The sequence below is a fragment of the Bacillus sp. S14(2024) genome (genome assembly GCF_050473785.1).
GTDB lineage: Bacteria > Bacillota > Bacilli > Bacillales > Bacillaceae_G > Bacillus_A > Bacillus_A yunxiaonensis.
The window spans coordinates 691116-713062 of sequence record NZ_JBFLUP010000006.1; the positions used below are offsets into that span (position 1 = coordinate 691116).

Annotated in this window: 21 protein-coding genes, 2 pseudogenes and 1 other annotated feature (1 of these 24 only partly in view); of the genes and pseudogenes, 17 read left to right on the forward strand and 6 right to left on the reverse strand. The window is 38.0% G+C overall.

Features of this window, described 5'->3' with window-relative positions:
• Positions 1-30 (forward strand) — a binding site (T-box leader) (it extends 187 nt beyond the left edge of the window).
• A 66-nt stretch (positions 31-96) separates the two neighbouring features.
• Positions 97-2505, forward strand: a complete 2409-nt coding sequence (leuS, locus tag AB1279_RS03815; protein WP_429757877.1) for a leucine--tRNA ligase — start codon at positions 97-99, stop codon at positions 2503-2505.
• 162 nt (positions 2506-2667) lie between these two features.
• Complete coding sequence (locus AB1279_RS03820; RefSeq protein ID WP_429757878.1) at positions 2668-2922, forward strand: hypothetical protein; 255 nt, start codon at positions 2668-2670, stop codon at positions 2920-2922.
• 358 nt (positions 2923-3280) lie between these two features.
• Here the strand turns inward: AB1279_RS03820 and AB1279_RS03825 are convergent, their stop codons facing one another.
• The 4 genes from AB1279_RS03825 to AB1279_RS03840 form a co-directional block, all read right to left on the reverse strand.
• Positions 3281-3709, reverse strand: coding sequence for an HAD family hydrolase (locus tag AB1279_RS03825; RefSeq protein ID WP_429757879.1), 429 nt, complete (start codon positions 3707-3709; stop codon positions 3281-3283).
• Between the two features lie 127 nt (positions 3710-3836).
• Positions 3837-4943 (reverse strand): Ger(x)C family spore germination protein, encoded by a 1107-nt coding sequence (locus tag AB1279_RS03830; protein WP_429757880.1) that lies wholly within the window; start codon positions 4941-4943, stop codon positions 3837-3839.
• On the reverse strand, positions 4919-6013 hold the full coding sequence (locus tag AB1279_RS03835; RefSeq protein WP_429757881.1) for a GerAB/ArcD/ProY family transporter: 1095 nt from the start codon (positions 6011-6013) through the stop codon (positions 4919-4921). The genes AB1279_RS03830 and AB1279_RS03835 overlap by 25 nt, the downstream gene beginning before the upstream one ends.
• A gap of 16 nt (positions 6014-6029) precedes the next feature.
• Positions 6030-7751: a spore germination protein gene (locus AB1279_RS03840; protein ID WP_429757882.1), complete on the reverse strand. Its 1722-nt coding sequence runs from the start codon at positions 7749-7751 to the stop codon at positions 6030-6032.
• A 307-nt stretch (positions 7752-8058) separates the two neighbouring features.
• Between AB1279_RS03840 and AB1279_RS03845 the strand changes: the two genes are divergently transcribed.
• From AB1279_RS03845 to AB1279_RS03865, 5 genes and pseudogenes are all read left to right on the forward strand, one after another.
• Positions 8059-9183, forward strand: a complete 1125-nt coding sequence (locus tag AB1279_RS03845) for an alpha/beta fold hydrolase (protein WP_429757883.1) — start codon at positions 8059-8061, stop codon at positions 9181-9183.
• A gap of 78 nt (positions 9184-9261) precedes the next feature.
• On the forward strand, positions 9262-9567 hold the full coding sequence (locus AB1279_RS03850) for a rhodanese-like domain-containing protein (RefSeq protein WP_098306683.1): 306 nt from the start codon (positions 9262-9264) through the stop codon (positions 9565-9567).
• A gap of 132 nt (positions 9568-9699) precedes the next feature.
• Positions 9700-9921 (forward strand): spore germination protein, encoded by a 222-nt coding sequence (locus tag AB1279_RS03855; RefSeq protein ID WP_429757884.1) that lies wholly within the window; start codon positions 9700-9702, stop codon positions 9919-9921.
• 19 nt (positions 9922-9940) lie between these two features.
• Positions 9941-10216: pseudogene (locus tag AB1279_RS03860) on the forward strand (hypothetical protein); the annotation flags it as partial.
• Positions 10217-10729: 513 nt separating this feature from the next.
• Positions 10730-11956, forward strand: a complete 1227-nt coding sequence (locus tag AB1279_RS03865) for a YHYH domain-containing protein (protein ID WP_429757885.1) — start codon at positions 10730-10732, stop codon at positions 11954-11956.
• A gap of 167 nt (positions 11957-12123) precedes the next feature.
• Here AB1279_RS03865 and AB1279_RS03870 read toward each other — a convergent pair whose 3' ends face one another.
• Positions 12124-12795, reverse strand: coding sequence for an NAD(P)H-dependent oxidoreductase (locus AB1279_RS03870; protein ID WP_429757886.1), 672 nt, complete (start codon positions 12793-12795; stop codon positions 12124-12126).
• A 125-nt stretch (positions 12796-12920) separates the two neighbouring features.
• Between AB1279_RS03870 and AB1279_RS03875 the strand changes: the two genes are divergently transcribed.
• The 3 genes from AB1279_RS03875 to AB1279_RS03885 all read left to right on the forward strand — a co-directional run bounded on the left by AB1279_RS03875 (position 12921) and on the right by AB1279_RS03885 (position 15599).
• Entirely contained in the window at positions 12921-13259 is a 339-nt protein-coding gene (locus AB1279_RS03875) for a winged helix-turn-helix transcriptional regulator (protein ID WP_429757887.1), read from the forward strand.
• A gap of 296 nt (positions 13260-13555) precedes the next feature.
• On the forward strand, positions 13556-14569 hold the full coding sequence (moaA, locus tag AB1279_RS03880; protein ID WP_429757888.1) for a GTP 3',8-cyclase MoaA: 1014 nt from the start codon (positions 13556-13558) through the stop codon (positions 14567-14569).
• A gap of 16 nt (positions 14570-14585) precedes the next feature.
• The gene (locus AB1279_RS03885) at positions 14586-15599 is read left to right on the forward strand and encodes a molybdopterin-synthase adenylyltransferase MoeB (RefSeq protein WP_429757889.1); all 1014 of its coding nucleotides are present in this window, start codon (positions 14586-14588) and stop codon (positions 15597-15599) included.
• A gap of 44 nt (positions 15600-15643) precedes the next feature.
• Here the strand turns inward: AB1279_RS03885 and moaC are convergent, their stop codons facing one another.
• Positions 15644-16126: a cyclic pyranopterin monophosphate synthase MoaC gene (gene moaC, locus AB1279_RS03890; protein ID WP_429757890.1), complete on the reverse strand. Its 483-nt coding sequence runs from the start codon at positions 16124-16126 to the stop codon at positions 15644-15646.
• Between the two features lie 95 nt (positions 16127-16221).
• On the opposite strand from moaC, the gene AB1279_RS03895 reads away from it, so the two are divergent.
• The 7 genes and pseudogenes from AB1279_RS03895 to AB1279_RS03925 all read left to right on the forward strand — a co-directional run bounded on the left by AB1279_RS03895 (position 16222) and on the right by AB1279_RS03925 (position 21739).
• The gene (locus AB1279_RS03895; RefSeq protein WP_429757891.1) at positions 16222-17514 is read left to right on the forward strand and encodes a molybdopterin molybdotransferase MoeA; all 1293 of its coding nucleotides are present in this window, start codon (positions 16222-16224) and stop codon (positions 17512-17514) included.
• Positions 17481-17996: a molybdopterin-guanine dinucleotide biosynthesis protein B gene (mobB, locus tag AB1279_RS03900; protein ID WP_429757892.1), complete on the forward strand. Its 516-nt coding sequence runs from the start codon at positions 17481-17483 to the stop codon at positions 17994-17996. The genes AB1279_RS03895 and mobB overlap by 34 nt, the downstream gene beginning before the upstream one ends.
• The gene (locus AB1279_RS03905; RefSeq protein ID WP_429757893.1) at positions 17993-18463 is read left to right on the forward strand and encodes a molybdenum cofactor biosynthesis protein MoaE; all 471 of its coding nucleotides are present in this window, start codon (positions 17993-17995) and stop codon (positions 18461-18463) included. Before mobB ends, AB1279_RS03905 begins: the two co-directional genes overlap by 4 nt.
• A complete protein-coding gene (moaD, locus tag AB1279_RS03910) occupies positions 18460-18693 on the forward strand; it encodes a molybdopterin converting factor subunit 1 (protein WP_429757894.1) in 234 nt (77 codons plus the stop codon). Before AB1279_RS03905 ends, moaD begins: the two co-directional genes overlap by 4 nt.
• Positions 18694-18784: 91 nt before the next feature.
• Positions 18785-19955, forward strand: a pseudogene (locus AB1279_RS03915) (nitrate/nitrite transporter).
• Positions 19956-20164: 209 nt separating this feature from the next.
• Positions 20165-20503: a YmaF family protein gene (locus AB1279_RS03920; RefSeq protein ID WP_429761290.1), complete on the forward strand. Its 339-nt coding sequence runs from the start codon at positions 20165-20167 to the stop codon at positions 20501-20503.
• Between the two features lie 396 nt (positions 20504-20899).
• Positions 20900-21739, forward strand: coding sequence for a DUF2935 domain-containing protein (locus tag AB1279_RS03925; RefSeq protein WP_429757895.1), 840 nt, complete (start codon positions 20900-20902; stop codon positions 21737-21739).
• Positions 21740-21947: the final 208 nt, after the last annotated feature.

The window sequence follows — 21947 nt, forward strand, 5'->3', positions numbered from 1 at the left end:
CGCGGGAATCTATAACCTCTCGTCCCTTTTCTGGGATGAGGGGTTTTTTGTATTTTTGGCGGTGAAAATATATAGAATTTGAATGGAGGGTGTTTAATGAGCTTCAATCATCAAGAAATTGAAAAGAAGTGGCAAGCGTATTGGGAAGAGAATAAGACATTCCGTACGCCAGATGAAACAGATAAACCGAAATTTTACGCACTAGATATGTTCCCATATCCATCAGGTGCGGGGCTGCACGTAGGACATCCAGAAGGATATACAGCAACGGACATTTTATCTCGTATGAAACGTATGCAAGGTTATAATGTACTTCATCCAATGGGATGGGATGCATTCGGTCTTCCAGCAGAGCAATATGCACTTGATACTGGAAATAGCCCAGCTGAATTTACAGAAAAAAACATTAACACGTTCCGTAACCAAATTAAAGCATTAGGTTTCTCTTATGATTGGGACCGTGAAGTAAATACAACAGATCCAAACTACTACAAATGGACACAATGGATTTTCTTACAGCTATTTGAAAAAGGATTAGCTTACGTAGATGAAATCCCTGTAAACTGGTGCCCAGCACTTGGTACAGTACTTGCGAACGAAGAAGTAATCGATGGCGTGAGTGAGCGCGGTGGACATCCTGTTGAGCGTCGTCCGATGAAACAATGGATGCTTAAAATTACAGCTTATGCAGATCGCTTACTAGAAGACTTAGATGAGCTTGATTGGCCAGAAAGCTTAAAAGATATGCAGCGCAACTGGATCGGTCGTTCTGAAGGTGCAGAAGTACACTTCAACATCGACGGTACAGATGAGAAATTTACTGTATTTACAACGCGCCCAGATACATTATTCGGTGCGACGTACTGTGTACTTGCTCCAGAACACGCGCTTGTTGCAGAAATTACAACAGCAGAACAAAAAGAAGCAGTGGAAGCATACATTGATTCTGTAAAAGCGAAAAGTGATTTAGAGCGTACAGAGCTTGCGAAAGAAAAAACAGGCGTGTTCACAGGTGCTTATGCAGTTAACCCAGTAAACGGTGAGAAATTACCAATCTGGATTGCTGACTATGTACTTGCTACTTATGGAACAGGTGCTGTAATGGCAGTTCCAGCCCATGATGAGCGCGATTACGAATTTGCGAAAACATTTGATCTTCCAATGAAAGAAGTTGTAGAAGGCGGAGACATTACGAAAGAAGCACATACAGGTGATGGTGCACACGTTAACTCTGCATTCCTAGACGGATTAAATAAAGAAGAAGCAATTGCAAAAATGATTGAATGGCTTGAAGTAACAAGTGCAGGAAATCAAAAAGTAACATACCGTCTTCGTGACTGGTTATTCAGCCGTCAACGTTACTGGGGTGAGCCAATTCCAGTTATCCATTGGGAAGATGGTACAATGACAGCTGTGAAAGAAGAAGAATTACCATTAGTTCTTCCGAAAACAGAGAACATTCGTCCATCTGGTACAGGCGAATCTCCACTTGCAAACATTGATGAGTGGGTAAATGTTGTTGATCCAGTGACTGGTAAGAAAGGTCGCCGCGAGACAAATACAATGCCGCAATGGGCAGGTAGCTGCTGGTATTACCTACGCTATATTGATCCAAATAACAGCGAAGCACTTGTAGATCCTGAAAAAGTAAAACAATGGCTTCCGGTTGATATTTACATCGGCGGTGCAGAGCATGCGGTACTTCACTTACTATATGCACGCTTCTGGCATAAAGTATTATATGATATCGGTGTGGTTCCAACGAAAGAGCCATTCCAACAACTATTTAACCAAGGTATGATTCTAGGTGAAAACAACGAGAAAATGAGTAAATCAAAAGGTAACGTTGTAAATCCTGATGATATCGTAGCAAGCCACGGTGCAGATACACTTCGTCTATACGAAATGTTTATGGGACCATTGGATGCTTCTATTGCTTGGTCTGAAAATGGCCTTGACGGAGCTCGTCGTTTCTTAGACCGTGTATGGCGTCTATTTGTTCAAGATAATGGTGAACTAAGCGAGAAAATTACAGATGCAGCAAACCAAAATCTTGAAAAAGTATATCATCAAACAGTGAAGAAAGTAACAGAAGACTACGCAGAACTTCGCTTTAACACTGCGATTTCTCAAATGATGATGTTCATAAACGATGCATATAAAGCAGAAACACTTCCGAAAGAATATGTAGAAGGTTTCGTAAAAATGTTAGCGCCAGTTGCGCCGCACGTAGCGGAAGAACTTTGGAACAAGCTCGGACATAACGAAACAATTTCATATGTAAGTTGGCCAACATTTGATGAGTCTAAACTTGTAGAAGATGAAGTTGAAATCGTTGTTCAAGTCATGGGTAAAGTACGTGCGAAGCTAACAATGAAAAAAGACGCATCAAAAGAAGAAATGGAACAACTTGCACTTGAGGCGATTAAAGAGCAAATTGAAGGGAAAACAGTTCGTAAAGTAATTGTTGTTCCTGGAAAACTTGTAAATATCGTAGCGAATTAATGAAAAGGGCACCTATTTTTAGGTGCTCTTTTTATCGTGCTATTTGTGGACAGTAAGGCCCGACTGATGGAAGAGCTCAATTTTAGAGCAGACAAACACCTATTTCTCTTTTTGCAATATGATAACATCGACACATTAAATTGTGAGGAAGAGGTGAACGAAATGAATTATAATGAACAACGACAAATGGTTAGTCCGTATGGTATGGGTGGATTCCCAACAACACAAGTAGGATACCATCCATATGGAGGATATCCTGGAGGGTATCCTTATGGCTATCAACATGTGGGGTATCATCCATACCATCACCATTATGGCTATCATCATGTTGGTTATTATCCTCACCATGGCCATCATCATGGTTACCATCACGGTCATCATTATGGTATGCCGCATCAAGGTATGCCACATCAATAACAACAGATGAATGTAAGAGTAAACAACTATGGAATAGGACGTTAGTTCCTTAAAGAAAATCTCCTTCTATGTAAGGAGATTTTTTATTTGGGAATGATAAAGAAAAAGGGGGTGTATACATATGGGTAAAGGAAGAAGCAATAACGCTGGACAAAAACAACCGAACTTCGATGATTCATCTAATTTCTCTAAAGGGAAACAAAGTCAACAAACAGCACCGAAGAAGAAATAACAGAAAAGGAGCTATCTGTATAGATAGCTCCTTTTCAAAGTATCAATATACCGGCGTTTTTTAAGATATAAGGGTGTTTCGATACAAAAGAAAGCCCCTTCGACGATATATGACGTGATTTCGCTGTTATTTTCCTACCTTTTCAAGTGCTTCTTGACGCTGACGCTCAATTTCTGCACGAAGTTGTGGTTCTGGTGCTTCCCATCCTTCAGGTTTTAAAATTTTGCCGTCACCCTCGCGGAAACGTGGTTTACCGTCTGGGAATAATTTTGCCATGTTTGCATTGTTGACGATCTCAAAACCTTTATCAGGACGTACACCCATTTCTGCGAACGTTCCAAATGCAAAATAAATTAAGTCAATTAATGCATCATATTGATCTTCCACTGTATTTGCTTCTAAGAACTCTTCTAGTTCTTCCTGCATAAAGCTTGCACGAATTTTTGCACGCTCTTCTGTTAATTTTGTTGGAGCATCAGCAACAGGGTGGCCGAATACTTCATGCATTTTCGCAACAAGCTCATATCCTTTATCTAAACCTTTTTCGTTTGTCATGTTGTTCATCCTTTCTCGTTCTTTGCCGACTTTTATTGTAACATGATTTACGTTAGGGAGGTTTAAATTCTGTTTTACCAAAAAAGATCCTCTTTCAATTTAATTTTAGGAAAGAGAATCAAATTTTTTACTCAATAACGCCTGAATTTGTAATATCGACTGTAAATTTAACTTTTACAGGAACATCTTTGTACATTTTTTTCCACTCTTTTAACTTAAAAGGTCTGTAATGTTGTTTAAATTTGGCCCCTAAAGCAAGCGGGTCTGTACCAAGAGATTGAAATTTTTTAATTAATTTTACTCCATCTTTATTTAAGTTTGTTTCAATGTCCTTTCTTATTTTGTCTACATTTTTTTTGTTTTCTAAGTTGGCATGCTCCGAAATCTCTTGAATGCGAGCTTTCATTTTTACTTGAATAAAAAAGGAAGGCTTGCCGTCCTTTACATATACATGATAAGAAGGAGAAGAACGAATGTTGTTAATGATTGTATAGCCTAATTTTGTTTTAAATTCATGTGAATCCAATTCACTTTTTTCGAGCAGTGTTTTAAAAAGAAACATATCTTTTTCTTCTATTTTTCCTACGTACTTATCTTTTTGGAAAAGAGCCATACTTGTAATTTTAATGCTTTTCTTTTTCTTTTTTAATATAGGCATATATGTATCTTGCCCCTCACGGTAATAGCGAAAAGCTTGAAGGTGTAAATTATCTTTTGGTACTACCCCCGATTGCATATTATGTTCTAACATTTTTGTCATGTAAATTGCTACGTTAGCAGATGTGTTATATTTGCCTGATAGTAGTTTTTCACCTTCTCCGTTTCCGCCGCCTTCAAGGAGACCAACATATATTACATTACCAATATTGACATCACGAATAAGCGTATCAAGTATACTAGAGAGTCCTTTTTTAGCTATTTTTTCGGTGAAAAGAACAACGCGCATTTGTCCGCTAACAAGCGGTTTTCCAGATTCTAAAGAAGTTGTTATTTTAATTTGTTTAACTGTATTCCCATATCCTTGAAGTACTTCTACTTTATTCCCTTTTCTTTGGATAGGGTTAACAGAAGTAACTTTTACTCTTTTCTTGTTTGAATCTGTATCTGAAGCAACATCAAAAACAGCTCCTTGAAGGAGGCTTACATCGTCAACTATGCTTTTGGGTACACATGCTGTTGTAAAAAGTAAGCATAAACTAAAAAGGAATATCACTTGCTTTTTGATGTTTTCCATTTGTTTTTCACCCACATTATAAGAAATAAAACCGGGATGTACACGTAAATCATCCAAAAATCTACTTTTGAGACCTGAGTAATAAAGTTATTAATATCGTGCCGTTCCGTTAGGAATTGTGAAATAATGACGGTTAAAAATAATAAGGAAATTAATATGTATTTCTGCTTTATGTGAAATAGTTCATAAAATCCTCTTGTTGCACCCCATAAGGGTAAGATGAAACTTGTAATTGCAATGATTGCGTAGCCGGAGATGGCGATATATTCTAGACGTTCAATAAAAGGAAGACGAATTACTTGTGTGATAGATAGCTGTGACCAAATTGTTTTTGATAATTGTTTTTCGCTAAAAAAAGCAAAAGCAAGAATGGCACTTAGTAAAAATAAAAAGTTAGAAAACAAAACGCCATATTGTGCAAATTTATGAGATTTTTCCGGATTTTTGATAAACGGATATATCATCAAAATGAGTTCGAAGCCAATCATTGTATAAATCGACGCTTCAGTTGATTTTAAAATATCCCCAAAAGAATGAGAAAACATAGGTAATAGGTTTCCAAAATTAGCGTATTTAATGGTTATAAACAGCATCATGATATATCCGCATGTAGCGACAACAGAAACAACACAAATACCAGTCATAACTCGAAAGCCAGATGAGATAATGTAATAACTAAGTATGCATAAAAAGATTGTTAGTTTCCATGTAGCTGCTGTTGGGAACATCCAAACTTGAATAATTTCTACATATGTGCGTATAACGGATACGCTGTCTAGAAAGAAATATGTAATAAACATTAGATTGAATGCATTTCCTAGCCATTTCCCAAATATATTTTGGTGTACTGTAAGCAAGTTTCCGTTTGCGTTTCCTAATAGACGATACATCATCCACATAAGAATGTGAACGCCTATCCCTGCAATAATTACACCCATCCATGCATCATATCCGGCAGCTTTTGCAATAATACGTGCAAATCCGAGAACCCCAACACCGAATTGAGCACCATGGATTAAGAAAAAAACAAAAATGGGAGATACTTTATAATTTGTTTTAACTGTACTCATATGCTCTCCTCGTTTCCTACTCATCAAAATCTGTCATACGTTTTTTAAATGCTTCTTTTACATAACGACCGACATGTTGCGGTCTTGATTGAATATTACGCGTATCCATTTTAGATAAGGGTAGTTGTATGAGTGAGTCTTTTATTGACTGTTTCCGAAATGGATAAAAAAAACCATATGGCTTTCGAAGGGACGATAATCGAAAAAGTCGCGTTAAAAGAAAGATAAATCCTATCGAAATTCCTAATAGTCCCCAGAGCTCTGCAAGTATTAAAAATGGAAAACGAAGTACACGAACGGCATTGCCCATTTTATAAATCGGTGTAATAAATGATGCTAGTGCGGATAAGGCGACGATAATTAACAAAATATTACTTGTTAATCCTGCTTGTACCGATGCCTGTCCAATAACAATACCGCCTACAATACCGAGTGTTTGTCCAACCTTCATTGGTAAACGTGCTCCTGCTTCACGGAGAAGGTCAATAGCTAACTCTAGAAAAATAGCCTCTATTAAAGGCGGGAATGGTACTTGTGCCCGCGATAAAACTAATGTCTCCAGCAAATCACTTGGAATCAATTCGTAGTGATAACTAAGTATCGCTACATATAGAGGTGTTGCGGCAATTGAAAAAATAATTGCTATAAAACGTAATAAGCGAGAAAAGGTTGCATAAAACCATGACACACTGTAATCCTCAGGCGAGATGAAGAAATCCAGTAGAGATACAGGTGCTAATAAAATATTTGGTGCACCATCGACAAATATAGCAATCTTTCCGTCAACGAGCCCGCTGCTCACACGATCAGCACGTTCTGTAGTAATAAAAGTTGGGAAAATAGATGTATCGCCCATTAGATGAGCAATATAATTGCTATCATTAATTTGATCATATTGAATTTTGTTCAGGAGATCTTCTAAATATGTGACGGTTTCTTTTTCTGCTACATTATCCAAATACATCATTACAACCTTTGTTTTTGAAAATTCTCCAATCAGCAATTCTTTTGTTTTTAATTCCAGAACGGGCAACCGTTTACGAACAAGGTTAATGTTTGTATCGATATCCTCTACAAATCCTTCTTGCGGTCCAGTAACAGTTGATTCATTTAATGGTATACTCGGTAATCTGTATTTCTCAATTGCGATATTTGCAAGTAGACATTTCGTATCATGCTCTTGCAGTTGAATAATGGCGTGACCTTTTAGGACCATTTCTTCAATTTTTTTTACGTCACTCGTAATGATAAGGCCGCTTATTGGAATCATTTCTTTTATTTCTTCTAGTGTTGGTGCAGTATGGTGTAATAAAGCAGGCATTAAGTAATTTTGTAATCTCATACCATCCATTGACGTACGAAAATAAGAAATCCAATAAGGTTTAGCTGGGTCTTCAGAAGTATGGGAACGAACAAAATCGCTTGATTCTTGTAATTTTTGAAAAAGTTCTTGTAGTGAATGAGCTGTTTCGTGCTCTGGCTTACTAAAATCGAAAATGCCATTTTTACTTTGTTTGGAATATTGCTTGTTTGGTTGTTGCTTATTTGCTTGAGCTTGTTGCTGCTCTGGTTGTTGCTTACTTGCTTGAGCTTGTTGTTGTTCTGGCTGTTGTTTATTTGCTTGAGCTTGTTGTTCCGGCTGTTGCTCCGTTTGCTTAGTTTGTTGCGTGCCTTTCATTTGTTCCGTCTTTGTTGCATCTGTACTGTTCTTTTTTCTATGAAACCATTTGAAAAACATATGTATTCCCTCTTTATCCAAATAAGATAACTTTAGTCTGTGGGAATTTTTATATATTATGCACATATTTGTATTTGGGGAAGTGAAACAGATGGCTTGGTTATGATAGAAGGAAATCATGCCTTATCGTACGAATAAATAATTAATGATGACGTATGTGTATTCTTGTAACAAAGGATATATTTGCAGCGGCTTTTTCTGATATGTTACCAAAGAAAGGCCGTTTTCTTTTTTGATTTGTCTTCAGTATCACACTTTGTTTGTATGAAAAAAATGAAAAAAGGTGTTACGCAAGGAGGGCAAACTGGTGTTATATGTAGAAAAACAAGAATTCAGATTAAAGAAATTTACATTTGAAAACGGTGCGTCCATTCCAATTCAAATTGGTTATGAAACATACGGTAAGTTAAACCGAGAGAAGTCAAATGCGGTTTTAGTATGTCATTATTTTAGTGCAACGAGCCATGCAGCAGGAAAGTATACAGAGCAAGATTTTTTGCCAGGTTGGTGGGATGAGTTAATCGGACCAGGAAAAGCGATCGATACAAATAAATATTTTGTTATTTGTACGGACAATCTGTGTAACGTGCAAGTGAAAAATCCCTATGTTATGACAACAGGGCCAAAGACGATAAACCCAGAAACAGGTGCAGAATATGGAATGATTTTTCCCGTCTTCACGTTTCTTGATATGGCTCGTATTCAATATGAATTAATACAGCATATGGGGATTGCTAGATTGCATACCGTGATTGGTCCATCAGCTGGGGGCATGATCGCACAGCAATGGGCGGTTCATTATCCACATATGATGGAGCGAATGATTGGTGTCATTACAAATCCGCAAAATCCAATTGTGACGGCTGTTAATGTTTTGCAAAATGCAATAGATGCAATTCAATTAGACCCAGCTTGGAATAAGGGGAATTACGGAGGGAAGCAACCGGTGAAAGGACTGCATATGGCCGCTAAAATGATGTTTATAAACGCATTTGATGCGCATTATTATGAGACGACATTTTCGCGGAGCTATGCAGAATCTGCGCCTTATCAAGATTTCTTTACATTAACTTCATTTGAAGAAGCAATTCATGAAGTAACATTACAGAATATTGCATTTGTCGATGCAAATTCATGGATGTATACAGCAAAGGCAACGTTATTACACGATATTGCCCGCGGTTTTTCTTCATTAGAAGAAGCACTTCGACAAGTAGAAGCGAGCGTCCTTATGATTCCTTGTAAGCAAGATGTACTACAGCCTTCTCGTTATAATTATGAAATGGTTGAATTATTGAGGAAGAATAGAAAATTTGCAGAAGTGTATGAGATTGAAAGTATATATGGACATATGGCAGGTGTGCTAGAGACGCATTTGTTTGCGAATAAAGTGCATCAATTTATGAATCAGCGAATTTCAAAGATTCTCTAATGAGACTTGGGTACATATCTTGTTTTCTAGCTGTTGCATGCTAAAATTGAGAATGAATCGAAAGAAGGAGGCAGTTCCATGTCTGAAATTAAAACAATTATGCCACAAGAAGTACAAGAGCGTTTAGAAAAAGGGGAAACGTTATTTTTAGTAGATGTACGTGAAGATGAAGAAGTAGAATACGGGAAAATTCCAGAAGCGGTTCATATTAAAATGAATGATATTCCGCATAAAGTAGACTTCTTTGATAAAGAAAATGAATACATTTTTATTTGTAGATCAGGTGTACGCAGTGAAAATGTTTGTCATTACCTAAATGAACTAGGTTATAAAACAGTAAACATGGTTGGCGGCATGATGCAATATGAAGGTGAAATAAAATAAAGTGAAACTTCCATCAGGGGGGATCTCTGTTAGGAATAATTTTTTAAAACTTGAAACGCGTCCGTTTCAAGTTTTTTTCTTTTGCATACAGTGTAGAAAGAAAGAGATATTGCTAAGGAAGGTGGCTTACGGGTGAATCCAACTATTCGAAAAATTAAAATTATAAACAATACAGGACCAATTAATATGGGGAATTGTTATGACCTTTCTCCGTTTATTGCGGTGAAGAGCTTTAGTGGAGCTGGTGGATCAAGCTCTGCTAGATTGTTAAATGGGAGGGTAACGCCATTGACAGCACCACGAGGTAATACTGAATTTACTTCGGCGGAAATAAGTTCAACAGCAGGAGTGTAAATAGGAAGGTTGTATGAAGATGGGAGTTTGTATTAAGGAGTTTGTTATTGTAAATAATTCTGGAAATATATTCACAGGAGATAATTTGCGGGATACTTCGTTTGTTGCAACGAAAACATTTACCGGATCAACAGGACCAACATGTATGGATGTTGTAGTCGTTATCGGAAATACAGCTGAAGTTTGTCTGAAACCTGGAGACACAATTACAACAACTATTACACGAGGTAGCACCTTGACAGGTGCTGCTGCAAGTAATAGCGGGATGACAGGTGCTTTACCGGGGGCTCAAAATAGCAATGGGATGACCAATACTTCACAGACAGCCCAGAATAACAACGGTATGACAAGTACTTCACAGGGAGCACAGAATAGCAGCGGAATGACATGTGCTTCACAGGGAACTACGAATAGCAATGGGATGACAAGTGCTTTACCGGGGGCTCAAAATAGTAGTGGGATGACAAGTACTGTACAGGGAGCTCCGAATGTGGAGCGTACAGATTGTATAGTAGAATAAGGAAAAAGCATTCCGATGAAAGGAATGCTTTTTCGCTTTTGTAAAAACATGTATCTCGTACTAATGGGCAGTAAGACCTTCACCTCAAGATTTAGAGAAAGCGAAGAAGATAGGAATGCGAATTATGGTTAATCATATTATGTATGGAAATTATTGTAGAATAGAAATAATCCATTGTTTCTTTTATTAAAATATACAGTTTATGGTAAAATAAATGTTTATTACTATTATTTGGATGTAATATAATGATGATTGATACATAGAAAAATAGAAGGGGGAAGGGAAAATATGAAAAAAAGCATGAAAATGTTAGCTATGACACTTGGACTAGCTATTGTTGGATCAACGACATCTGTATATGCCAGTCCTGGCGGATTAGATGCAAACGGAGGTCATCATTGTTATACAAACTGTGCAAAATATGGACTTGAAACAGGCGAATATCATTATCACAATAACTGGAAACAGGATAATGGAAAATGGTATTTCTATGATAAGGATGGCACAAAAGCGAAAGGCTGGAAGGCTATTAATGGTACTTGGTACTATTTTTATAGTAATGGCCAAATGGCAGCTAATACAACGATTGACGGTTATACACTTGGCGCAAACGGTGCAATGCAACAAGCGCAAACAGTGCAAACGGGTTGGAAACAAAACGGTTCTGTATGGAATTACTACAATGAAAACGGCGTGAAACAAACAGGCTGGAAACAAATAAGTGGTGTGTGGTATTACTTCAACGGAAACGGAGCAATGCAAACAGGTTGGCAGTCAATTAATGGAGTATGGTACTACTTCAACGGAAGCGGAGCGATGCAAACGGGCTGGCAACAAGTAGGAGGCGTATGGTATTACTTCAACGGAAGCGGAGCAATGCAAACGGGTTGGCAACAAGTAGGAGGCGTATGGTACTACTTCAACGGAAGCGGAGTAATGCAAACGGGCTGGCAACAAGTAGGAGGCGCATGGTACTATTTCAACGGAAATGGAGCAATGCAAACGGGTTGGCAACAAGTAAGAGGCGCATGGTATTACTTCAGCGGAAGCGGAGCAATGCGAACAGGTTGGATTCAAGATAATGGTAAGTGGTACTATTTAGCAAGTGACGGTATTTGGGATCCGAATGGTCTTACCGAATATCAAGGGGCTTGGAGTAATGTTGACCTGCCAGCAGAGATTGAGGATTGGAATCAAATTCCAATGAATCTAAGTACAGCAATTAATTTTATATCTGGAAATGAGGCAGGTGTTGCAGTAGCTTACACGTCACAAGGGGCTATACAGCATGCTGCAGCTTATGACACTGTAACATTCCAAAATAATAAAGCAGTCTTGAATTTTGAAAATGATGGATTGGGACATTCTGGTAAGATTGAAATTACATTAAAAGATAATAAAGTATACTTAAATATTTCAATAAACTCAGGAGGCAGTAGTGCATGGGGGCTTCCATCAGGTCAGTATACTTTAACGCATCATTATGACTTTGACGGAGGAGAAATTACAAAATAATGAAGTGAAAATGAAAGATGAAATAGCACCTAATCATGGAAAGATGAGATAGGTGCTATTTTTTATCCAGCTATTCGTGGGCAGTAAGACCCACACCTCAAGATTCAGAGAGAAGCAAAGAAGATAGGTGGGGGATAACTGCCTGTAAAAGCCCGGTTAGTTGCACTTTATTTAATCCATTCAACAACTTGATTCATTGATTGACGCGTTTTATCATGTTTTGGTTCTTCCGCGCGATAACCAAAAGCAACGAGAACAGAGACACCAAATGTATCATCTGAAATAATTCCTTCTTCTTTTAAAACTGCATTTACCTTTTCTGGATTGAATCCTTCAATTGGACAAGAATCGATACCAATCTGAGCAGCTGCAGTCATCATATTACCAAGAGCGATGTAAGTTTGTTTAGAGGCCCAATCAAACATTGCACGATCGCTTTCTAATAATTGAAAATCAGATTCTTGAAACTTCATATAAAAGCCACTCATCATTGCTATGACTTCTTCTGGAAGCTTCTGAATATTTTTCATGAAATTCGAAATATAGGAAGAATTATAAAGCATTTCTTCTTTTTTACGAGCTAATATAACGACAAAGTGGCTTGCTGTTGGTAATTGTTTTTGAGCCCCCCATGCTACAGGGAGAAGTTTTTCGCGAAGTTCTTGATTTTGAATGACAACAAATTTCCAAGGTTCAAAACCAAATGAACTTGGAGAAAGTCGGCCAGTTTCTAAAATGAAATGAAAATCTTCATCAGAGATTTTTTTATTTACATCGAATTCTTTACACGCATGTCTAAAGTGATAAGCTTTTAAAATTTCTTCTTTTGTATGTTCCATTTACATAACCACCTTTTCGTAATTTACTTTTTTATAGTAAGTTGATTACAAAATAGATTCTACAGTAGTACAATAAATGATGTAAGTATGCACATTTTTAGCATATAGTATCAATTTGTATACTAATGGAGAGTGATGAAATGAAAAATGAAGAGATATATCGTTGTCCGGTAGAGTTAACACTAGATGTAATTGGGGGAAAATGGAAAGGGGTTATTTTGTTTCATTTAATGAATGCGGAAGAAATTCGTTTTAATCAGTTTTTACGATTAATGCCTGGCATAACGCAGCGCATGTTAACAAGACAGTTACGAGAGCTCGAGGCTGCAGGTGTAATTCATCGGGAGGTATATAAAGAAGTTCCGCCAAAAGTGGAGTATTCTTTAACGAATTTCGGAAGATCCCTTACGCCAATTATTACACTTATGTGTGAATGGGGTAAGGAATATCGGACGCAAGTATAAGTGGATTAAAAGCAGTAAAAAGTGTGCAACTTAGATTGTACACTTTTTTTGTAATGGGTTGGGTATCAGGAATTTCATACAATGTGAACAAAATACGGACAGATTTGTGAAGAATTTTTGAATGGTATATATGATGTGAGAAATATCACAACATAGATTGTCGTTCTTTTTTATGATAAAGGCAAATGAAAGGCAGTTAAAAAAGATAAAGAGTTTTGGGTAAAAAACCCCCCATTTAAAAATATATTATAATAGAATAAAAATAGATATACATACAGCAAGAAGGAGGGGTGAAGATGACTGAGAAGATTTTAGATGCATGGCAGCGTCCGCTTCAAGATTTACGCATTTCTGTTATTGATCGTTGTAATTTTCGATGCACATATTGTATGCCGGCTGAAGTGTTTGGACCAGATTATACGTTTTTAAAAGATGAGTTTTTGCTCACATTTGATGAGATTGAGCGAGTAGCTAAACTTTTTGTTCGCATGGGTGTCAAGAAAATTCGATTAACTGGCGGCGAACCGTTACTTCGTAAAGATTTATCAAAGCTCATAGAACGTCTTGTGAAATTAGAAGGTCTAACAGATATTGGGCTAACGACGAACGGTATTCATTTAATGAAGCAAGCAAAAGCTTTAAAAGAAGCTGGTTTAGGGCGAGTAAACGTCAGTTTAGATGCACTAGATGATGATGTGTTTCGAAGCATTAACGGCCGCAATGTAAGCACGAAGCCTATATTACGAGGAATTGAAGCGGCAAGGGCAGCTGGATTAGAAGTAAAAATCAATATGGTCGTAAAAAAAGGAATGAACGATAACCAAATTTTGAAGATGGCTGCTTATTGTAAAGAGCAGTGCATCCCTCTTCGCTTTATCGAATTTATGGATGTTGGAAGTACGAACGGCTGGAATTTCAAACAAGTGATTACGAAAAAAGAGTTAATCGATATGATTGGACGTGTGTATCCAATTGAGCCAGTAGATCCGCATTATTTTGGTGAAGTGGCAAAGCGTTACCGATATGTTGGAACTGAGGCAGAAGTCGGCTTTATCACATCTGTTTCTGAGTCATTTTGCTCTTCTTGTACGAGAGCACGCATATCAGCGGAAGGTAAGTTTTACACATGTTTATTTGCAACAACAGGAACGGATTTACGAACGCTTCTACGCAGGGGCATAGATGATGATGAATTATTCCAAGTTGTGCAAGATGTGTGGAATAAGCGCAGTGATCGTTATTCAGATGAACGAACGGAAGAAAGTGCAAATAACCGCCCGAAAATTGAAATGTCATATATTGGCGGATAAGAGAGAAGGGATCGAGATGCAAGAGCGGTACTCACGGCAAGTACTATTTTCAGAGATTGGTGAAATTGGCCAGCGAAATTTAGGTGAAAAACATGTATTAATTATTGGTGCTGGTGCACTTGGTGCAGCAAATGCCGAGGCGCTTGTCCGAGCGGGAATTGGCAAGTTGACGATTGCGGATCGTGATTATGTCGAGTGGAGCAATTTACAAAGGCAGCAATTATATACAGAAGAAGATGCGAATCGTTATGTACCGAAAGCAGTTGCAGCGGCGCAGCATTTAAGGCGAATTAACTCTGAAGTAGATATCGAACCAGTTGTAACGGATGTAGCGGTGCAAGAAATGGAACAGCTTGTTAAGAACGTGGATGTAATCATAGATGCAACAGATAATTTCGATACGCGTCTTCTTATTAACGATATTTCTCAGAAGTATAACGTTCCGTGGATATACGGTGGTTGTGTAGGCAGTTATGGTGTAACGTATACGATTATCCCAGGGAAAACACCATGTTTTCGATGTTTGATGGAGCATCCAACGAGCGGAGCGACGTGTGATACAGCGGGGATTATTCAACCAGCCGTGCAAATGGTCGTTGCTTATCAAGTTGCAGAAGCATTAAAAATACTAGTTGGGGACTTTGAAGCATTGCGAGAAACGATGGTATCATTTGACCTTTGGAATAATCAGTATATGGCATTTAAAGTAAACAGGCAGAAAAAAGAGAATTGCCTGTCTTGCGGTAAATTGCGTACATATCCAAGCTTAACATTTGAGGCACAAATGAAAACAGAAGTGCTGTGCGGCCGAAATACAGTGCAGATTCGCCCAGGCATAAATCAGCTTCTTAACTTAGAAGAAATAGAAAAGCGCTTACAAAGAAGTTTATCTGTACAGAGGACACCATACTTATTATCATTTCATGTTGATGATTATCGCTTCGTTATATTCCAAGATGGGCGAGCATTTGTTCATGGTACAAATGATATACAAGTGGCAAAGCGATTATACGCGCGTTATATAGGGTGAATCCAAAGGGGAGACCCCTTTGGATTCGGTGAAGGGGTTTAAGGCTAATTTCTTGTATAATCGCCGCTTTTACCGCCTGTTTTTTCAAACAAGTATGTTTCGCCGATGATCATGCCTTTATCGACAGCTTTGCACATGTCATATACGGTAAGAGCAGTAGCGGAGGCGGCAGTTAAAGCTTCCATTTCAACACCGGTGCTGCCCTCTGTTTTCACTTTTACTTCAATAAGTAAACGATATTGTTCATCTGCAATATTCCAGTCAAAGGAAATATCGACACCTTTTAGAAGCAGCGGGTGACACATCGGAATGATATCAGAAGTACGCTTTGCTGCCATAATACCAGCGATTTGTGCAACGGCTAGGACATCACCTTTTCCGATTTCATTATGAGTGATTTTATCATAAATGTCTTTCGTCACAATGATGCTAGAACGAGCGATAGCTGTTCGCACGGTAATCTTCTTATCGCTAATATCGACCATTTTTGCGCGGCCTTGTTCGTTAAAATGAGTAAATGAAGACATGGAATTCCTCCTTGAAGTAATTGCTATTATGATTAGCATTGTACAATAAAAATTGTAATGAAGATGTGATATTTTGCAAACGTGGGGTGAAAATGATGCTAGAAAAACGAATACCAATTGCTGTTAGCGATGCAGTGGCACATGTGATGCAATATGCAAAACATGGAGAAACAGAGCGAGTACCGCTTACAGAAAGTTATGGGCGAATTCTTGGCGAGGATGTAGTAGCGGATCATGATGTTCCTCATTTCGATCGCTCTCCATACGATGGTTTTGCGATTCGTGCAGAAGATACAAAAAAGGCAAGTCAGGAGCATCCGGCCCAATTTGAAGTGGTTGGAGAAATTGGTGCTGGTTCTGTTTTTACAGAAGAAGTGAAGGCTTTCCAAGCTGTGCGCATTATGACCGGTGCAGCGATTCCGAATGGTTGCGATGCGGTTGTCATGCTAGAACTTACAGAAGGTTTTCGAAAAGACGGGAAGACGTATATGAAACTGAAGCGTCCGTTTCATGCAGGCGATAATATTTCATATAAAGGTGAAGATGTAAAGAAACATGATGTGCTTGTGGAAAAGGGAACAGTGATTAATCCTGGAGTGGCAGCGCTTCTTGCAACGTTTGGTTATAGTACAGTAGCTGTTGCAAGGCGTCCTGTTATTGGAATTGTAACGACAGGAAGTGAATTATTAGAAGTTCATGAGCCGCTTAAACCAGGAAAAATTCGTAACAGTAACTCGTATATGATTGCTGCACAAATTATGCGAGCGGGCGGCACGGTTCGATATTATGGACAATTCGCAGATGACTTTGATACTTGCTATGAGATGGTAAAGAAGACAATGGAAGAAGTCGATATCCTCATTACAACAGGCGGCGTGTCAGTTGGAGATTATGATTACTTACCGGCTATTTATGAGAAGCTTGGAGCTCATGTACTGTTCAATAAAGTAGCGATGCGGCCGGGAAGTGTAACGACGGTAGCGGAAGTAAATGGAAAATTACTATTTGGATTATCAGGTAATCCGTCTGCTTGCTATGTTGGATTTGAATTGTTTGTACGTCCTATTGTTCAGACATTTCTACATAGGAAGCAGCCTCATATGTACCGCGGTGATGCCATTTTAATGAAGGGGTTTCCGAAAGCGAATCCATTTACACGTTTTGTTAGAGGGAAAGTAGAAATAGTAAACGGACAACTGCAAGCAGTGCCAGTTGGGCTTGATAAATCAAGCGCTGTGTCTTCACTCGCTGATGCGAATGCTTTTATCGTCTTACCAGGTGGTACGCGCGGCTTTGAAGAGGGGATGACTGTTACTGTCCTTTTACTAGAAGCAGAGCAAGGAAGTGAGTGGCCATGGAAAGAACCGTTCCAGTCTTACAAATCGTAGGGTATCAAAATAGCGGGAAGACGACATTGACAGAGAAACTGGTTAAGGCGTTAACGAATGAAGGCGTGCGAGTAGGGACGATTAAGCATCATGGACACGGAGGATATCCAGAGCTACCGCTGCAAAAAGATAGCGAACGTCATCGCCAAGCTGGAGCAATCGTCAGTGCAGTAGAAGGGGACGGATTATTGTCTTTATCTGCTATGAGTCACTGGTCTTTAGAAGAAATCATTCGTTTGTATACATGTTTTGAAGCAGAAGTCATTATCGTTGAAGGATATAAAAAAGAACCATATCCGAAAGTTGTTTTACTTAGGTCAGAGGAAGATGCCTCTTTATTAGAAAGTGTAGAAAATGTGATCGCTGTTATTACATGGAATGAGGCACTGAAAACATGGTACGAGAACTATGAAGTTTTTCATATAACAGAAGATGAAGAGTATATAAATTGGTTTGTACAAAGAATGAGGGATGCAAAATGACAAATACGTATTTTGAAGTAGTGGATACACCCATTTCCATTGAAGAAGTAGCGCAGAAAGTCATTCGTCGTGAATGCGGCGCTGTGACGACATTCATTGGTACAGTGCGTGAATTCACGAAAGGACGTCGTACACTTTACTTAGAATATGCTGCGTATCGTTCGATGGCCGAAAAAATGCTTGCCAAAATTGGTGAAGAAACGAAAGAAAAGTGGCCAGGAACACATGTGGCAATTACGCATCGCATCGGCACGCTGCAAATTTCTGATATTGCGGTAGTTGTCGCGGTATCGACGCCGCATCGAAAAGCGGCATACGAGGCAAATGAGTACATTATGGAGCGCATTAAACAAATTGTTCCAATTTGGAAGAAAGAGTTTTGGGAAGACGGTGAGAAATGGATTGGCGATCAATTAGAACAAACGTCGTATCCAAAGGGAGAACCAGGAAAGGAGAATATAGAATGATTACAGTATTATTATTTTCTCATTTACAAGAAGAAGCTGGAGCGCATCAATTACAAATTGATGTAAAAAACCTTGCCGTAGCAGAATTGAAGGAACTTGTGACGAAAGACTACAATGTATCTCTTTCACAGCACACAATGGTTGCAATTAATGAAGAATATGCAAATGAAGATGATATCATTCAAGATGGTGACGTTGTCGCATTGATTCCGCCAGTAAGTGGAGGCTGATTCTTTCCTGCCTAATCACGCTTTATCGTGATTAGGCAGGAGGGAAGCAATAGAAATAGTGAAATATTGAACAAAATTGAAGGAGAGACTAATGAAAAATCCGAATTTTCAGTTAGAATTACAAACTTCAAATCTTGTAATTGGCTTTATGGTATGGGTTATTTTATCTTCTTAAATGCCATTTATTAAAGCAGACATTGCGTTAACAGCAGGACAGATTTCTCTTGTCACAGCAGTACCAGTTATTTTAGGATCTATTCTTCGCATTCCAATTGGTTACTGGACGAATCGTTACGGAGCAAGAAAATTATTCTTTATTAGTTTTATTATTCTATTATTCCCTGTCTTTTATATTAGTATGGCAAAATCGATGCTAGATTTAATTATTGGCGGTTTATTTGCTGGAGTTGGCGGTGCTGTATTCTCTGTTGGGGTAACAGCTCTTCCGAAATACTATCCGAAAGAAAAGCATGGCTTTGTAAACGGAATTTACGGAGCAGGAAATGTAGGAACAGCAGTTACATCATTTTTTGCACCAGTACTTGCAACTTCGTTTGGTTGGAGAACGACTGTACAAATGTACTTAATTTTACTCGCTGCATTTGTGTTAGTAAACTTCCTGTTAGGAGATCGTAACGAGAAAAAGGTGAACACACCATTAATGGAACAAATTAAAGGTGTATATAAAAATGAAAAACTTTGGTTCTTATGCATTTTCTATTTCTTAACTTTCGGTTCGTTCGTTGCATTTACAGTCTATTTACCGAACTTTCTTGTATCTCACTTTGGCTTAGCTAAAGTAGATGCTGGATTACGCACAGCAGGTTTTTATCGTGCTAGCAACAATCATGCGTCCAATTGGGGGTTGGCTTGGTGACAAATTTAATCCATTTAAAATTTTAATCTTTGTGTTTATTGGATTAACATTATCAGGCATTATTTTATCCTTTATGCCAAGCATGCACGTATATACATTTGGCTGTTTATTAGTTGCCTTTTGCGCTGGTATTGGAAATGGAACAATCTTTAAACTTGTACCAATGTATTTCTCGAAACAAGCTGGTATCGTAAACGGTCTTGTATCGGCACTTGGGGGACTTGGCGGTTTCTTCCCGCCATTAATTTTAACGTTACTATTCCAATTAACAGGACACTATGCAATTGGATTTATGGCGTTATCAGGAGTAGCGCTTGCTTGTTTAATTATTACAGTTTGGATGTATAGTCAAGAAAAGTTACTTGCAATGCTAAATCATAGATAAAGGGTAGAAGAGGGTGTTTCCAAGTCGCGATTTTGGAGACACCTTTTTTAATTTTTTAGGAGAGATTGTTCATGGAAAGCTCTCACCAATCGAGCTCTCCTTTCCCAAAAGCAGCAGGATACATGTGAGAGGAATTATCTCGATAGTATAAGCATACTAGTTTATAGAGCTTATCTTTATGTATAAGGGGAATGGGGAGAATGAATAGAATGAACAGGGTAGGAAAAAATGATTTTGTTTCTGGGTTTGTACCACATCATAACCATGGATCAGTGGATTATACATCTGTTGAGGGAGGGCATGTACATCAATGTCTAGATGTAACATCTCCGCCCATTAAGATACAAGAGGGCGGGCATATACATTATACAGAAGGATATGTTTTGTTCGAAGATGGACATACACACTATTATAAGGCCCACTCAGGACCAGCAATTCCAGTTGGAAATGGGATGCATGTTCATTATTACGATTTTTATACGACGGAAAATAATGGGCATAAACACCGTGTTAAGGGAGTGGATCAGCCTGCTCCAGGTGATAAATAAAGTGAAACTTCCGTTCGGAGATGCTTTTTCTCCGAATGGTTAGTTGAACCAATCGGGTTCTTACAAGCAGTTCCTCTTCTCGCAATTCCCATCTTTGCTTACTGCTTGTTAGAGCGGGATAAAGTTAATACGAAACCCCCTCTTGCTGTTAAATAGTAGTTTTTCTGTCTTGTGTTTGTTTTTAATAATTAAAACGCAAGCGCCTAATAGCAGATTCAGAACAGAAGAAATCACTTTGGAGTCGTCTGTTTGGTAAATAAATTAGAATTATTATTTATGTTGTGATGAATAGAAAAAATAAGATTATTTTCATAGCCAGACTGAACTTTTATTGATGGTATTTATATATATCTATTCATGAGAATAGAACCATAGTATTTACTGGAGGGATTGAAAATGAATAGGATACATCCTGATACGGGTGTTACATCTGGAATGTTTGTTGAACGATCATTAAATGAAATTCGTTTTTGGTCTAGAATCATGAAAGAGCATTCTTTATTTCTGCGATTGGGGTTTAGATGTGAGGATACTCAACTAATCCAAGAGGCTAATCAATTTTACCGATTGTTTGAACAGATCGAACAAATTGCACATTCCTATACAAATCAAACAGATCCTGAGCAAATAAAAAGATTTAATTCAGAAGTACAACAAGCTGCAACTAATATTTTCGGATTTAAACGAAAAATTCTAGGATTAATTCTCACATGCAAATTGCCAGGGCAAAATAATTTTCCACTGTTAGTTGATCATACAAGTAGGGAAGCTAATTATTTTAGAAATCGTTTAATTGAATTAAATGAAGGTAAATTGGATGCTCTTCCTGATGCTATTATTAAAGAAAATGTTTTCTTTTTAAGGATTATGGCAGACCATGCTAAATTTATTGGTCATCTTCTTGATCCATCGGAAAGAAAGCTTGTAGATATGGCTCGGAATTTCAGCAATGATTTTGATCAATTGATGTATCAGGCAATTGACTTAGAATCTATGAAACCACAATCTCAAACAGTTCCTCTTTTAGATCAATTCCTGGATCAAAATCGTGTGTCAGTCACATCTCTTCGGGATTTTAAGAAAACGGCACGTGATTTAATTCAGCAATGTAAAATAAAGAGTATCATTCACCCACTATTAGCAGACCATGTTTTCCGTGAAGCTGATAGATTCCTTGAAATAATTGATATGTTTGATGCTCATCTTACAAGCGTTAAATCACAATCTAGGCAATAATTGAAGGAATGTCGGACTTCTATCTTAAAATTATGAGGTAGTATCGTATTGCTATCAACCTAATAGAATTAAATACAAAAAAAGAGCTTATATTACTGTAAGCTCTTTTTTTATCCCGCTATTCGCGAGCAGTAAGATCCCCCACTGATGGAAGTTTCACTTTATGAAATTTCAAATCATCGATGTTAGCTTGATGGGCATGTGGTGT

Excerpts from the sequence above, each read along its gene's own strand:
- AB1279_RS03835 (WP_429757881.1), bottom strand. The coding sequence starts at position 6,013 with ATGAGTACAGTTAAAACAAATTATAAAGTATCTCCCATTTTTGTTTTT.
- AB1279_RS03865 (WP_429757885.1), top strand. The coding sequence starts at position 10,730 with ATGAAAAAAAGCATGAAAATGTTAGCTATGACACTTGGACTAGCTATT.
- AB1279_RS03885 (WP_429757889.1), top strand. The coding sequence starts at position 14,586 with ATGCAAGAGCGGTACTCACGGCAAGTACTATTTTCAGAGATTGGTGAA.
- moaC (WP_429757890.1), bottom strand. The coding sequence starts at position 16,126 with ATGTCTTCATTTACTCATTTTAACGAACAAGGCCGCGCAAAAATGGTC.
- mobB (WP_429757892.1), top strand. The coding sequence starts at position 17,481 with ATGGAAAGAACCGTTCCAGTCTTACAAATCGTAGGGTATCAAAATAGC.
- leuS (WP_429757877.1), top strand. The coding sequence starts at position 97 with ATGAGCTTCAATCATCAAGAAATTGAAAAGAAGTGGCAAGCGTATTGG.
- AB1279_RS03905 (WP_429757893.1), top strand. The coding sequence starts at position 17,993 with ATGACAAATACGTATTTTGAAGTAGTGGATACACCCATTTCCATTGAA.
- AB1279_RS03895 (WP_429757891.1), top strand. The coding sequence starts at position 16,222 with ATGCTAGAAAAACGAATACCAATTGCTGTTAGCGATGCAGTGGCACAT.
- AB1279_RS03840 (WP_429757882.1), bottom strand. The coding sequence starts at position 7,751 with ATGTTTTTCAAATGGTTTCATAGAAAAAAGAACAGTACAGATGCAACA.
- AB1279_RS03870 (WP_429757886.1), bottom strand. The coding sequence starts at position 12,795 with ATGGAACATACAAAAGAAGAAATTTTAAAAGCTTATCACTTTAGACAT.
- AB1279_RS03875 (WP_429757887.1), top strand. The coding sequence starts at position 12,921 with ATGGAGAGTGATGAAATGAAAAATGAAGAGATATATCGTTGTCCGGTA.
- AB1279_RS03820 (WP_429757878.1), top strand. The coding sequence starts at position 2,668 with ATGAATTATAATGAACAACGACAAATGGTTAGTCCGTATGGTATGGGT.
- AB1279_RS03830 (WP_429757880.1), bottom strand. The coding sequence starts at position 4,943 with ATGGAAAACATCAAAAAGCAAGTGATATTCCTTTTTAGTTTATGCTTA.
- AB1279_RS03850 (WP_098306683.1), top strand. The coding sequence starts at position 9,262 with ATGTCTGAAATTAAAACAATTATGCCACAAGAAGTACAAGAGCGTTTA.
- AB1279_RS03825 (WP_429757879.1), bottom strand. The coding sequence starts at position 3,709 with ATGACAAACGAAAAAGGTTTAGATAAAGGATATGAGCTTGTTGCGAAA.
- moaA (WP_429757888.1), top strand. The coding sequence starts at position 13,556 with ATGACTGAGAAGATTTTAGATGCATGGCAGCGTCCGCTTCAAGATTTA.
- AB1279_RS03925 (WP_429757895.1), top strand. The coding sequence starts at position 20,900 with ATGAATAGGATACATCCTGATACGGGTGTTACATCTGGAATGTTTGTT.
- AB1279_RS03920 (WP_429761290.1), top strand. The coding sequence starts at position 20,165 with ATGAACAGGGTAGGAAAAAATGATTTTGTTTCTGGGTTTGTACCACAT.
- moaD (WP_429757894.1), top strand. The coding sequence starts at position 18,460 with ATGATTACAGTATTATTATTTTCTCATTTACAAGAAGAAGCTGGAGCG.